The organism is Pseudomonas sp. Ga0074129, from assembly GCA_001465025.1.
GTDB lineage: Bacteria > Pseudomonadota > Gammaproteobacteria > Pseudomonadales > Pseudomonadaceae > Aquipseudomonas.
Map to the genome: position 1 here is coordinate 76,141 of LNDO01000076.1, position 13,660 is coordinate 89,800.

Below are 13,660 nucleotides of genomic sequence, written 5' to 3' on the forward strand. Positions count from 1 at the left end.
GCAAGCCATGCAAGACCTCGATCCCGTCGAAACCCAGGAATGGCTGGACGCCCTTGAGTCCGTCCTCGAACACGAGGGTGAAGACCGCGCGCATTACCTGATGACCCGCATGGGCGAACTGGCCACCCGCAGTGGCTCGCAGTTGCCGTATGCGATCACCACGCCCTACCGCAACACCATCCCGCTGACCCACGAAGCACGCATGCCTGGCGACCTGTTTATGGAACGCCGCATCCGCTCGCTGGTGCGCTGGAATGCGTTGGCCATGGTGATGCGCACCAACCTGAAAGACTCCGACCTGGGCGGTCACATCTCCAGCTTTGCCTCCTCGGCGACGCTGTATGACATTGGCTTCAACTACTTCTTCCAGGCCCCCACCGAGGAGCACGGCGGCGACCTGATCTTCTTCCAGGGCCACGCATCGCCCGGCGTGTATGCCCGCGCCTACATGGAAGGCCGCATCACGGAAGAGCAGATGAACAACTTCCGCCAGGAGGTCGATGGCCAAGGCCTGTCGTCCTACCCGCACCCCTGGCTGATGCCGGACTTCTGGCAGTTCCCGACCGTGTCCATGGGGCTTGGCCCGATCCAGGCGATCTACCAGGCACGCTTTATGAAGTACCTGGAAGCGCGCGGCTTTATTCCGGCCGGCAAGCAGAAGGTCTGGTGCTTTATGGGCGACGGCGAATGCGACGAGCCGGAATCGCTCGGCGCGATCTCCCTGGCCGGCCGCGAGAAGCTGGATAACCTGATCTTCGTCATCAACTGCAACCTGCAGCGCCTCGACGGCCCGGTGCGCGGTAACGGCAAGATCATTCAGGAACTCGAAGGCGTGTTCCGTGGCGGCGGCTGGAACGTCAACAAAGTGGTGTGGGGCCGTTTCTGGGACCCGCTGCTGGCCAAAGACGTCGACGGCATCCTGCAACGTCGCATGGACGAAGTGGTGGATGGCGAATACCAAAACTACAAGGCCAAAGACGGCGCGTTCGTGCGAGAGCACTTCTTTAACTCGCCGGAACTCAAGGCGATGGTGGCCGATCTGTCCGACGATGAGATCTGGAAGCTGAACCGTGGCGGCCACGACCCGTACAAGGTCTACGCGGCCTACCATCAGGCGGTCAACCACAAGGATCAACCCACCGTGATCCTGGCCAAAACCGTCAAGGGGTATGGCACCGGCGCCGGCGAAGCGAAGAACACCGCGCACAACACCAAAAAAGTCGATGTCAACAGCCTCAAGCAGTTCCGCGACCGCTTCGACATCCCGGTCAAGGACGACGAACTGGAAAGCCTGCCCTTCCTCAAGCCCGAAGAAGGCAGCGCCGAAGCCCGTTACCTGAGCGACCGGCGTGCTGCACTGGGCGGTTTTGTACCGCAGCGTCGCAGCAAGAGCTTCAGCATCCCGACGCCGCCGCTGGACACCCTCAAGGCCATCCTCGACGGCTCGGGCGACCGTGAAATTTCCACCACCATGGCCTTCGTGCGCATCCTCGCGCAGTTGGTGAAAGACAAAGACATCGGCTCACGCATCGTCCCAATCATCCCGGACGAAGCGCGCACCTTCGGCATGGAAGGCATGTTCCGTCAGCTCGGCATCTACTCATCGGTCGGCCAGTTGTATGAGCCGGTGGATAAAGACCAGGTGATGTTCTACCGCGAGGACAAGAAAGGTCAGATCCTTGAGGAAGGCATCAACGAAGCCGGGGCCATGAGCTCCTTCATCGCCGCCGGCACCTCGTATTCCTGCCATAACCAGCCGATGCTGCCGTTCTACATCTTCTATTCGATGTTCGGCTTCCAGCGCATTGGTGACCTGGCCTGGGCCGCAGGCGACAGCCGCACCCGTGGTTTCCTGATCGGCGGCACCGCAGGTCGTACCACGCTCAACGGTGAAGGCTTGCAGCACGAAGACGGCCACAGCCACATCATGGCCGCGACCATCCCCAACTGCCGCACTTATGACCCCACCTACGGCTACGAGCTGGCGGTGATCATTCAGGACGGCATGAAGAAGATGACCGAAGAGCAACAGGACGTCTTCTACTACATCACCGTGATGAACGAGTCGTACCAGCAGCCGGCCATGCCGGCGGGCATCGAACAGGGCATTATCAAAGGTATGTACCTGCTCGAAGAAGACAAGAAGGAAGCCGCCCATCACGTGCAACTGCTGGGCAGCGGCACCATCCTGCGTGAAGTGCGCGAGGCGGCAAAAATCCTGCGTGACGAGTTCAACGTCGCGGCTGACGTGTGGAGCGTGACCAGCTTCAACGAACTGCGCCGTGATGGTTTGGCCGTGGAACGCAGCAACCGCCTGCACCCGGGCCAGAAGCCCAAGCAAACCTACGTGGAAGCGTGCCTGAGCGGCCGTAAAGGTCCTGTCGTTGCGTCCACCGACTACATGAAGCTGTTCGCCGAGCAGATTCGCCAGTGGGTGCCAAGCAAGGAATTCAAGGTGCTCGGCACCGACGGTTTCGGTCGCAGCGACAGCCGCAAAAAGCTGCGCAACTTCTTCGAAGTGGACCGTCACTGGGTGGTGCTCGCCGCCCTCGAAGCCCTGGCCGATCGCGGTGATATAGAACCTAAAGTGGTGGCTGAAGCCATCGTCCGGTTCGGCATCAACCCCGACAAACTCAACCCACTGGACTGCTAAGGAGCGAAACGATGAGTGAATTGATTCGCGTACCCGACATCGGCAGCGGTGAGGGTGAAGTGATTGAGCTGTTCGTCAAAGTGGGCGACCGCATCGAAGCCGATCAGAGCCTGCTGACCCTGGAGTCGGACAAGGCCAGCATGGAAGTGCCGGCCCCCAAAGCCGGGGTGATCAAGAGCCTGAAAGTGAAGCTGGGCGACCGCCTGAAAGAAGGCGACGAACTGCTGGAACTGGAAGTCGAAGGCGCGGCCGACGCAGCGCCTGCCGCACCGGCACCTGCTCCGCTTGCCGCCGCGCAAACCGCCGCCGCTCCGGCACCGGCCGCCGTACCTGCGCCAGCCGCGCAGGCCAGCAGCGTGCAGAAGGTACACGTGCCGGATATCGGCTCGTCGGGCAAGGCCAAGATCATTGAAGTGCTGGTCAAGGTGGGCGACACGGTGCAAGCCGATCAGTCGCTGATCACCCTGGAGTCAGACAAAGCCAGTATGGAAATCCCCTCGCCGGTTGCCGGTGTAGTGGAAAGCATCGCCATTAAACTGGAAGACGAAGTCGGTACCGGTGATTTCATCCTCACGCTGAAAGTAGCCGGCAGTGAGACAGCACCAGCCGCCCCAGCCGCTGCCGCCTCCAGCGCTGTACACAAGGTGCCGGAAGGCGCACACCCGGCCGTTGCCGCTGAGGTCAACGCGATTGCCTCGCTGGCAGCCGCCGCCGCCAAAGTGACCGAAACCGCCGTGCGTCCGGGCAGCAAAGTGCACGCGGGCCCTGCCGTGCGTTTAGTGGCGCGTGAGTTTGGCGTCGAGCTGAGCGCCGTGCCAGGCACTGGCCCAAAAGGCCGCATCCTCAAAGAGGACGTGCAGGCCTACGTCAAAGCGATGATGCACAAAGCCAAGCAAGCCCCGGCCGCTGCAGCAAGCGGTGGCGCGGGTATTCCACCAATTCCGGAAGTGGACTTCAGCAAGTTTGGTGAAGTGGAAGAAGTGGCGATGACCCGCCTGATGCAGGTCGGGGCCAACAACCTACACCGCAGCTGGCTCAACGTGCCGCACGTAACGCAGTTCGACTCGGCAGATATCACCGAGCTGGAAGCCTTCCGCGTCGCGCAAAAAGCCGTAGCAGAAAAGGCCGGGGTCAAACTCACCGTGCTGCCGTTGCTGCTCAAGGCCTGCGCCTTCCTGCTCAAGGAACTGCCGGACTTCAATAGCTCGCTCGCGCCGAGCGGCAAAGCCATCATCCGCAAGAAATACGTGCACATCGGCTTTGCCGTGGACACCCCGGATGGCCTGCTGGTGCCGGTGATCAAAAACGTTGATCAGAAGAGCCTGCTGCAACTGGCGGCTGAAGCGGCGGCCCTGGCAGAGAAAGCACGCACCAAGAAGTTGGCGGCGGATGACATGCAGGGCGCATGCTTCACCATTTCCAGCCTCGGCCACATTGGCGGCACCGGCTTTACGCCGATCGTTAACGCGCCGGAAGTGGCGATCCTCGGCGTGAGCAAGGCGACTATCCAGCCGGTCTGGGATGGCAAAGCCTTCCAGCCCAAGCTGATGCTGCCGCTGTCACTGTCCTACGACCACCGGGTAATCAACGGCGCCGCCGCTGCACGCTTTACCAAGCGCCTGAGCGATGTGCTGGCAGACATCCGCACCTTGCTGCTGTAACACCCTTTATCGTTTGAGCTGCCACGCTCATACCCTCACCCCGCCCATTTCGGCGGGGTTTTTTTTGAGTACTCGCCAGATGATGCCCAACAAATCGTTGGGCTTCGCTGCGCTCAACACCAACCTACGGTTTGGCGAGTCGTCAGCCTTTCTGCAGATTACGGATCAAAAAGCTCAGGGCTTTGGCCAGTTCAGCAGCGCCTTTGTGGTCGCGCACAATGGTCAACAACGGGCTGCCATCCGCCGGGTTTTGCAGCACGCAGCTGATGCCGCCCGTGGGGCATTCGTAGCGCACAAAGGGATCCACGCCAAACAACGGCACACGCTGGTTACGCACCGCCACATGGTGGCCCTGTTGCGCGCGGGTCTCTTCGCGCAGCAGCAACTCGCCGGACTCGCCCTGGCGCACCTGATAAAGCAGATCCTGGCGCTGCGCCTGACCAACCTGATAAGCCGCACGCAGGGCATAGGTACTGAGCAGATCATTGCAATGGGCGAGCAGCGCTTGGCGGTCATCTTGCGTCAGGTAAAGGCGCTTGAGCTCAAGCAGGTAATTGCCCTGCTCGGCGCTGTTCAGCACGGCATCAGATGACTCACCCAGCGCTGGCGCAGAAACCATTGCCGCAGAGAGCAGCAAGGCGCATGTTAGTTTTCTTGTCAGTCGCAATTGCATGATGCACCCTTACCTGTCGCGATAGATGAAGTGGGTCGGTAGCCCCTTCAATCAGCATACTGGAAGCCAGCCACCGAATGAAAAGCCATCCCGATGCCGCAAGTCGTTTAGCGGCCGAGGTTGTGACGCAGTTGCCGGCGCCCTCGCGCCTCGGCTTGCTGCGTTTCGAGCGCTTGAACGAAGCCAGCTGGACCCTGCTCTACCTTGACCCTGAATGCCAACAGCCACTGGGTCTGTCGGCTCAGGATCTTTGCTCCCTGCTCGACTCGCCTTATGCCAGCCTGATGGAGCCCAGCGCGCGCTACCAACTGCATGAAAGCATTCAGCAGCAACTGAGCGAGCACAAGCATTACAGCGTGCACTATCGCCTGCACACCCCGCACGGCCCAATCCATCTACTGGAACTGGGCGAAGCCTTTACCCAACGCGGCCGCTGCCTGTTGCGCGGGTATCTGCGTGAGATTCAAGAGCCCACCACGACCCCGAATAGCCTGGATTTGTACCAGCGCAGCCAGGCCGATGTGCAGGCCCAGCAACGCCGCTCGCAAGCGCAACGCGAGCTGATCATCACACTCGCCCGCCACCACTATGGCAACCACGAGCCGCTGCGCGAAGCGGCCGAGCTGATCAGCAAAAGTGCCTGTGAGCTTTACGGCGTCAGTCGTGCCGGCATTTGGAATCTCAACGGCAGCCGCCTACAAGCGGTGGCGCTTTACCACAAGGATGAAGGCCACCACGTTGCTCAGGCCGATATTGATGCCAGCTCGTTTCCGGCCTACCTCGAAGCCCTGCACAGCGGTCGCGTTCTGGATGCTCACGACACCCATCAAGACCCGCGCACCTGCGAACTGAGCGACAGTTACCTGAAGCCCATGGGCATTGGCGCGCTGCTCGATGCGAGCATTCGTGTGGCCGGGGAAGTGGTCGGCGTGTTGTGCCTGGAACATGACGGCGCACCACGCACCTGGAAGCCGGACGAGATCGCCTTTGTCGGCGAGCTGGCCGATCAATACGCCCAAGCGCTGACCCACCAGCAACGCCGCTCGGCCACCCACACACTGCACCTGTTCCAACGCGCCGTGGAACAAAGCTCCAGCGCGTTTATCCTGCTCAACCGTGACGGCGTGGTGGAGTACGTAAATCCCAGCTTCACTGCCATTACCCTGTACAGCGCGCAGGAAGTTCAAGGCCGGCGACTGTCTGAAATCCCGGCACTGGATAACCTCAGCGACATGCTCTTCGATGCCGGCACCAGCCTGGCCGAGCAAAACAGCTGGCAGGGCGAGATCAAAAGCCGGCGCAAAAATCTCGAGCCCTACTGGGGGCATCTGTCGCTGTCAAAGATGCATGCTGATGACGGTCAGCTGACTCACTACATCGGCATTTACGAAGACATTACCGCCAGCAAGCAGGCGCAGTTGCACATCGAACGCCTGGCCTTCCGTGACAACCTCACCGGCCTCGGCAACCGCTACGCCTTTATCCGTTCGCTGGAAGGCCACTTTGCCGAGAGCCCGGATAAATCGATCAGCCTACTGCTGGTGGATATCGATAACTTCAAACGCATCAACGACAGCCTGGGCCACCAGACCGGCGACAAACTGCTGGTTAGCCTGGCGCGTCGTTTGCGCAACACCTTGCCCGCCACCAGCGTGCTCGCGCGCTTTGCCAGTAATGAGTTTGCCGTGCTGCTGGAAACCGACCTGGGTGACAGCCAGATGATTGCCCAACGGCTACTCAACACCCTGGAAAAACCCCTGTTCGTCGACAACCAGTTAATTAACGTCACCGGCTCGATCGGCCTAGGCTGTGCGCCGCTGCACGGCCGCGATCCGCAAACCCTGATGAAGCACACCGGCTTGGCGTTGCACAAAGCCAAGGCCAACGGCAAAAACCAGTTGCACGTGTTTACCGATGCGCTAAATGCCGAAGCGCACTACAAGCTGTTTCTGGAAAGCAACCTGCGCCGCGCGCTGATGCAGAACGAGTTGGAAGTGTTCTACCAACCCAAGTTGTGTCTGAAAACCGGCCAGTTATTGGGGATGGAAGCCCTGCTGCGCTGGAACCACCCGGAAAAGGGCATGATCCGCCCCGACAAATTCATCAGCGTGGCGGAAGAAACCGGTCTGATTATTCCCATCGGCAAATGGGTGACGCGCCAGGCCTGTCGCATGAGCAAACAACTGATCGCCGTGGGCCACAGGCCCCTGCAAATGGCCATCAACTTGTCGCCCAAGCAGTTCTCCGATCCGGATTTGGTCGGTGAAATCACCACCATCCTGCAGGAAGAACAACTGGACCCGGCCCTGCTCGAACTGGAACTCACCGAAAGCCTGCTGCTGGAAGCCACTGGCGACACCCGCCAGCAACTCAGTCGCCTGAAAAGCCTAGGCCTGACCCTGGCCATGGACGACTTTGGTACCGGTTATTCATCACTCAGCTATTTGAAGAAATTCCCGATCGACGTGATCAAAATCGATCGCAGTTTTATCAAAGACATTCCGCAGAATCAGGACGACATGGAAATCACCTCGGCAGTGATCGCCATGGCCCACAACCTGAAACTCAAGGTGGTTGCCGAAGGTGTCGAAACCCGTGATCAACTGAACTTCCTGCGCCGCCATCAATGCGATATTGGCCAAGGCTACCTGTTTGACAAACCCATCGCCGGCCGCGACCTGCTGGATAAACTCAAGCGCTATCGGCGCTAACGCTGCACGCCACCCTCGGAGATCGCCATGGTTCTGCGCTCACAGATTCTCGTGCACAAAAGTGCCCTGCCCACTGCCGAACAAGCGCTGCCGGGGCGCAGCGAAGTCATGCCGGTACCGGCGGCGCACTTCGTCAACGGCAATGCCTTGCAAGCGCCCTTCCCGGCCGGGCTGCAGCAGGCAGTGTTTGCCCTTGGCTGTTTCTGGGGTGCGGAGCGGCGCTTCTGGCAACAAGCCGGTGTGTGGAGCACCGCCGTGGGCTATGCCGGCGGCCACACGCCCAACCCTACGTATGACGAAACCTGCTCCGGGCTAACCGGCCACACCGAGGTGGTGCTGGTGGTTTTCGACCCACAGCTCACCAGCTACGAAGCCTTGCTGAAGGTGTTCTGGGAAGCGCACAACCCGACCCAGGGATTAGGAGGACAGTCAAGAGTAAATCTATGCTAGGAAACCTATTGCTAGCGCGCCTCAGCATAGCTATAGCCCAGCCAGGCGATCTACGTGACAGCATAGCAGCCATACTGCACCCATATCGGCAGCACCCCAGCCCCCTGAATTTTATACAGAGACTCGTATGAAAACCGAAAAAATAGTTCTGGCAGGCGGTTGCTTTTGGTGTCTTGAACCAGTCTTCAAGAGAATCAAGGGCGTTCAGTCTGTGAAATGTGGCTACACGGGGGGAACCCTCAACGCACCAACATATGATGATATATGCACTGGCAAAACAGGCCATGCCGAAGCAATAAAGATTGAATTTGATAGTAGCAAAATTAGCCTATCCGAATTGCTTGAGATTTTCTTTGCAATACATGACCCAACCACTCTAAATAGGCAAGGTGCAGATATTGGAACCCAATATCGATCTGCCATATTTTATGATAGCGACGAACAGCTAATAACCGCGAAAACCGCAATACTAGAAACTGAAAAAAGTGGCCTTTGGAAAAACCCAACGGCAACCACCTTAGAGAGGTTAACTGAATTCTTCGAAGCCGAGGAATACCACCAAGACTTCTTCACAAAGAACCCAAGCAATAGATACTGCCAGATATCAATAGCACCAAAGCTCGCAAAGCTGGAGACTATATTCAAAAACCAAAAAGCAACAGGGCGCGAATAGCGCCCAATGTAAAAGCGAGTCCAACCATCACGACCGCCCGCCCCGATGGGCGAGGACGTGACGGATGATGAAGAAGCTGCGTAAGCATCAGACTCCAGCTGCCTAGCAGGCTTTGAGGCCTGCAGGCCCCTTGCCTCACTCTTGGGTAGCATTGGCGATTGGGCGCTAGGCGGCATGATGCTCTGCCGCTCGGCGGAATTTCGAAGGCTAGTTATTTAAAGTTTTTAGAACGTGAGTTAGGCTACACTGCCATATCAGCCGCACTGCTCCAAATTTTTAATCTCAAGTGTGTTTAGCTATTTAATGAGGAATGGAGTCCTTGACCATGAAGATCAAAATGCGAAACAATTTATTGCAAGTTATGTAGCCGCAACTGGGTTTATCAACGCCTATATATAATATAAAATAGCGGTAACTCAGAGGGTGGCGACTATGGCCAATGGGAAAATTCTTCGCCAGTTGTTCAAAGCGGGCACTGCAGGTGATACCGATGCGTTTCGCCTTGCCTCTAAAGCTGTTATCGAGGAAGAGCGGCAGAAACAACACCATCTTCTCGCTAATGATCTAGAGCAAATCCTCTACGGCAGCGACTTGAACTTCAAAGCATCTAGTAGCACATCACGCACTCACTATGATGTTCCCGTAGATAAAGAGCGCGGTTTACCGCTGCTTGACATAAGGTCACCTAAGCGCTCCCTTGATGAAGTGATTCTCCCTCCCAGCAGCTCTGCTGCACTAGAGGAGATACTCGAAGAGAACCGTCGTGCTGATGTGCTCCGCAGCTACGGTATGAAGCCCGCGGGCAAGGTGATTTTCTTCGGCCCACCGGGCTGCGGAAAGACACTGGCAGCCGAGGTCGTAGCGTTCGAACTTGATCGACCTTTGGCAATTGTCCGATTGGATGCGCTGGTTTCGTCTTTCCTTGGTGAAACGGCTGCCAACCTTCGCAAGGTCTTCGATTTTATTGCCCAGCATCCGTTTGTTGTTCTATTCGATGAGTTCGATGCAATCGGTAAAGAGCGCGGTGATAGTGGCGACCATGGTGAGCTGCGACGTGTAGTAAACGCAGTGCTTCAGATGATGGACTCATACGAAGGTCGCAGTTTGATCTTGGCTGCTACTAACCATGAGAAGATTCTGGACACTGCCATTTGGCGACGATTTGATGAATCCATCGAATTTCCGCTCCCGGATGAGAAGCAACTGAAAGATATTTTGTCACTGAAGCTGAGAGGAATCCGGCGTCAATTTGAGATTGACGACAAGGAAGTATTGAAGGAGTTTAAGGGCAAGAGCGGAGCTGATGTTGAGCGAGTTATACGTCGCGCCGCGAAGCGGATGATCCTGCGTGAGCAAGAGTTTCTGACCCTCAAAGAGCTGAAAAGCGCACTTGCAAGAGAAGATCTCAGGAAGTCCTGAATCATAACAATTCAAGGAAGAAGCGGTGGCCACCTACAAGCATCTGAACATTGCACGGGAAGTTCTGGATAACTCACGCCGGACCAAGAATCCCCCTCCCTTCACCAAACGTGAAGATCGTCGAGGGCATGGCCAGAAACTCAATGCTTACTTTCTTACGGCTGAAGGGCAAGCCAAAAAGCAGATCGGCTCGACAGCTAACTCTCCCTACGTCCTCAAACTGAAATACGACGGCACTCTCAACTTCTCAAACCTTGATGTCCATGGCTTGGAGTTCGTCAGCCAGGAGGATAAACAGCTTTGCGTTGTTTTCGCGACAGAAGAAGGTTTGGCCAAGTTCGCTGACCATCTGACGAAGCTGGGTGTTATGGACGACGCCTTGACCTATGGCCAGATTTTGGAGGCTATCGCAGGGGTGGAGACATGGTCTGCGGAGGATCGGAAGAGCTGGGCGATCACCCATATCGGGATTCCGGACACCCCCACCTTCAAGCTTGATGTCGAACTATGGCCTGTCTATGTAGCGAGCCACCCGAAGCGAATCCTACTCACAAATGCTTTCGAGGCCTGGCTCTCAGGGGAGCGCATTAAAAGGCTCGACAAGCTGAATCTGGACAGCCTGCTCATGTACCGAGTTGAGGTGACGCCCGAACAAGCACAGCTACTGCTGAACCACCGCGATGTCCGGCTTGTTGATCTCATTCCCGCCACCGGAATCAGCATTCAGCAGCTGAATCGGGATATCAACGAGCTACCTCGAAACATACCTGCACCGGCCGCAGATGCGGCACGGGTCTGCATTCTGGACAGTGGTATCAACGGGAACCACCCCCTCTTGAAACCTGCGATGGCTGAAAGCGCCTCCTTTGTGGATGAGGAAGGAGACGATGACCAGGCGGGGCATGGTACTGCTGTAGCCGGTGTGGCCCTGTATGGCGACGTAGAGGCCTGCAACAACTCAAATTTCTGGCGCCCGGAGCTCTGGATTTTCAATGGGAAGGTGATGAAGAAGTGTCCGCATACTGGCGATGCGATCTATGACGAGCTCTCGCTTGAGGCATCACTGACGAAAGCGGTTGAGTACTTCGTCGAGCTTGGATGTCGGATCTTCAATCTCTCCCTGGGTAACAATAATGCTCCGTACGATGGCGCTCATGTCAGGGGGCTCGCCTACATCCTGGACGTCCTATCAAGACGGCATAACATTTTGTTTGTGGTCTCTACGGGTAACTTCCGCGGCTCTGAAGAACCTCCAGTTCCGGTAAACAGCTGGCGTGACGAGTACCCCGAATATCTTGTCGCAGAACAAAGCGCAATCATCGATCCGGCACCCGCAATGATGGTGCTGACGGTGGGAAGCATCTCCCGGCACAACGCCACTTTTGACAGCCAGAAATATCCAGATATCAGTCAGCTCTCGCCTGCCTCGGAAAACCAACCATCACCTTTCACTCGGCATGGCCCCTCGGTTAAGGGTGCGCTCAAGCCCGAGCTTGTTGCGGCGGGTGGTAACCTTGCCAGCCCCATGAGGCAGGCCAATGCACAGTGGTCGCCGCACATGCGGGGGCTGGGTGTACTTACGCTTAACCATCAGTGGGCAGGCAACACCATCTTCAAAGAAGTTAGCGGAACGAGCTTCGCGGCACCATACATCACTCATTTGGCCGGGCGCTTGCTGAACGAATATCCAACTGCGTCAGCGAATATGCTTCGCGCGATGCTGGTCAATCAGGCCTACCTTCCAGGTGAGGTTACTTCCACGTTTTCTAATGAGTTCAGAAAGGGCTACAAGGAGGCTAAAGCCACTCGGAAGCGTGATGTGGCGAGAGATGTCGCTGGCTATGGCGTAGTGAGTGAGGCCGACCTCTTCAGATCTTCCGATAACGTCGTAGTTCTGATGTCGGAGGAGACTATTGAAAACGACGGATGCCAGTTCTTTGAGCTGCCTTTGCCGGACGACTACCTGCGTTCCGCTCGTGGGACACGTGAGCTCTCGATAACATTGGCATACTCGCCAGTAGTCCGAACTACCAGAATTGATTACTTGGCCACTCAGATCAACTATCGTTTGGCTGTAGGCACTTCGCTAGACGAAGTTCAGAAGCACTTTAGCAAGGAACTCAAGGCTGAGACGGAGGTGCTCAAGGAGGCCAAGTCCAGCAATCGCGACATCTCGGCCCAGCTGAGAAACCGCGGTACGGTCCAGTCTTCACGCTGGACGCTTCGGCAGTGTAAACCGGGTGAAAAGTGGTTTTTGGTCGTGGTCAGGCAAGACCGTGACTGGAACCCCTCTGCAGCAGAGAAGGAGCCCTATTCTCTGGTGGTCACTGTAGCTGATCGGGACAATGAGCATGCTCAGCTCTACACCCAGATTCAGGAGCGGATAGCGCAGCAGGCTGCGGCAAGGGAACAGCAAAAGGCTCAACAGGCTGCTCGGCTACAGAGTCGCGGGTAGTCAATTCGCCTGCTATTGCAAGTAACCTACGGACTCAGCCATTTGGGCAGGCAAAAAATACGAATCACGCTGGGAAAACGGGGGTAGGTCTAACGCAACCGAACACTAAGCAACTTGCTGTGACTGGAAGGCGGCAATAACACGCTTTACGATCAGCTACGAAAACCGGCTGCCACAGCAGTATCCCCCTGTTAAACAAAACTCCGCATACCCTCCGGCTGGCAGCTTGGGACAAAGTAACAGCGGCGCTTCTGTCTGACCCTCTTGCCCGCTCGTGTTAGATTTCAGACGGCTGTGGCAGAAGGCTTGAAGGGGCGCAGGCGAGTTCGCCTGCGATACGGTAGAGCTTCTCGACGGTGATGTTGACCTCGCCACGTTCGATCCGTCCGACGTAGCTGCGGTCGATATTGCACGCCAGCGCCAATGCATCCTGGGAGCGTTCCCCTAACGCTTTCGCCAACTTATCCATGACCGTCTCAATTCCACTTGAGGCGGCACTATCGTGCGTTTGCGGATGCACAGGCCACGGATTATAATCCGCATTTCTTTGCGTTATTTCTTCTGGTGCCTCAATGAAATCGGCCTCGTTTATCTTCGACAGGCGTCTGTATGAGCTGCTTCAGGAGCCAGGGCGTGCAACCTTTACTACCCGTGAACTGCGCGATGCCTATGCCGCTCGCCTGAGTGGCACACCTTTCCGTATCGCCGATGTGCGCCGCTATGTGTATGAGCAGATCCGTCGATTAGTGCGCGCAGGCTGGGTTGTGCTGGATGAGGATCGTCGTGTTCGAGGACAGATCTACCACCTGCAGCCGATTCCGGTACATCTGCAACTGGAACTGATCGACAGCGGTTTTGAGAACAACCTGATGGCTGCCGGAGTGCCCGAACTAGAGACGGCAGTACGCGACGTGGAAACTTTGCCGCTTAAGTCGTCAGCCCATACGGATTTGCAGTTGGAGGCG

The 13,660-nt window shown here is 57.1% G+C and carries 9 protein-coding genes and 1 pseudogene; 8 read left to right on the top strand and 2 right to left on the bottom strand.

What is annotated here, in order from left to right:
• Positions 1–7: 7 nt before the first annotated feature.
• Together aceE and aceF are read left to right on the top strand one after the other, a co-directional pair.
• Positions 8–2,653 carry a pyruvate dehydrogenase (acetyl-transferring), homodimeric type gene (gene aceE, locus AUK77_RS09600; protein WP_296128801.1) on the top strand — a complete coding sequence of 882 codons (2,646 nt, stop codon included), beginning with the start codon at positions 8–10 and terminating at the stop codon, positions 2,651–2,653.
• A gap of 11 nt (positions 2,654–2,664) precedes the next feature.
• A complete protein-coding gene (gene aceF, locus AUK77_RS09605) occupies positions 2,665–4,314 on the top strand; it encodes a dihydrolipoyllysine-residue acetyltransferase (RefSeq protein WP_296128802.1) in 1,650 nt (549 codons plus the stop codon).
• Positions 4,315–4,456: 142 nt separating this feature from the next.
• On the opposite strand, the gene AUK77_RS09610 is transcribed toward aceF, so the two are convergent.
• On the bottom strand, positions 4,457–4,987 hold the full coding sequence (locus tag AUK77_RS09610; protein WP_296128804.1) for a hypothetical protein: 531 nt from the start codon (positions 4,985–4,987) through the stop codon (positions 4,457–4,459).
• 77 nt (positions 4,988–5,064) lie between these two features.
• Here AUK77_RS09610 and AUK77_RS09615 point away from each other — a divergent pair, with 77 nt between their 5' ends.
• From AUK77_RS09615 to AUK77_RS09635, 5 genes and pseudogenes are all read left to right on the top strand, one after another.
• Positions 5,065–7,698 (top strand): EAL domain-containing protein, encoded by a 2,634-nt coding sequence (locus AUK77_RS09615; protein ID WP_296128806.1) that lies wholly within the window; start codon positions 5,065–5,067, stop codon positions 7,696–7,698.
• A 27-nt stretch (positions 7,699–7,725) separates the two neighbouring features.
• Positions 7,726–8,118, top strand: a pseudogene (gene msrA / locus AUK77_RS09620) (peptide-methionine (S)-S-oxide reductase MsrA); the annotation flags it as partial.
• A gap of 157 nt (positions 8,119–8,275) precedes the next feature.
• A complete protein-coding gene (gene msrA / locus AUK77_RS09625; protein ID WP_296128810.1) occupies positions 8,276–8,821 on the top strand; it encodes a peptide-methionine (S)-S-oxide reductase MsrA in 546 nt (181 codons plus the stop codon).
• A 432-nt stretch (positions 8,822–9,253) separates the two neighbouring features.
• Positions 9,254–10,240, top strand: a complete 987-nt coding sequence (locus AUK77_RS09630; RefSeq protein WP_296128814.1) for an ATP-binding protein — start codon at positions 9,254–9,256, stop codon at positions 10,238–10,240.
• A 25-nt stretch (positions 10,241–10,265) separates the two neighbouring features.
• Positions 10,266–12,695 (top strand): S8 family peptidase, encoded by a 2,430-nt coding sequence (locus AUK77_RS09635; protein WP_296128817.1) that lies wholly within the window; start codon positions 10,266–10,268, stop codon positions 12,693–12,695.
• A gap of 277 nt (positions 12,696–12,972) precedes the next feature.
• Here the strand turns inward: AUK77_RS09635 and AUK77_RS09640 are convergent, their stop codons facing one another.
• Positions 12,973–13,164, bottom strand: a complete 192-nt coding sequence (locus AUK77_RS09640) for a helix-turn-helix transcriptional regulator (protein WP_296128820.1) — start codon at positions 13,162–13,164, stop codon at positions 12,973–12,975.
• A 103-nt stretch (positions 13,165–13,267) separates the two neighbouring features.
• On the opposite strand from AUK77_RS09640, the gene AUK77_RS09645 reads away from it, so the two are divergent.
• A partial coding sequence (locus tag AUK77_RS09645) for a hypothetical protein (RefSeq protein WP_296128823.1) occupies positions 13,268–13,660 on the top strand: 393 nt, incomplete at its 3' end.

Bases quoted from the DNA above. Each gene is read 5' to 3' on its own strand.
- aceE (WP_296128801.1), top strand. From the start codon at position 8: ATGCAAGACCTCGATCCCGTCGAAACCCAGGAATGGCTGGACGCCCTT.
- aceF (WP_296128802.1), top strand. From the start codon at position 2,665: ATGAGTGAATTGATTCGCGTACCCGACATCGGCAGCGGTGAGGGTGAA.
- AUK77_RS09610 (WP_296128804.1), bottom strand. From the start codon at position 4,987: ATGCAATTGCGACTGACAAGAAAACTAACATGCGCCTTGCTGCTCTCT.
- AUK77_RS09615 (WP_296128806.1), top strand. From the start codon at position 5,065: ATGAAAAGCCATCCCGATGCCGCAAGTCGTTTAGCGGCCGAGGTTGTG.
- msrA (WP_296128810.1), top strand. From the start codon at position 8,276: ATGAAAACCGAAAAAATAGTTCTGGCAGGCGGTTGCTTTTGGTGTCTT.
- AUK77_RS09630 (WP_296128814.1), top strand. From the start codon at position 9,254: ATGGCCAATGGGAAAATTCTTCGCCAGTTGTTCAAAGCGGGCACTGCA.
- AUK77_RS09640 (WP_296128820.1), bottom strand. From the start codon at position 13,164: ATGGATAAGTTGGCGAAAGCGTTAGGGGAACGCTCCCAGGATGCATTG.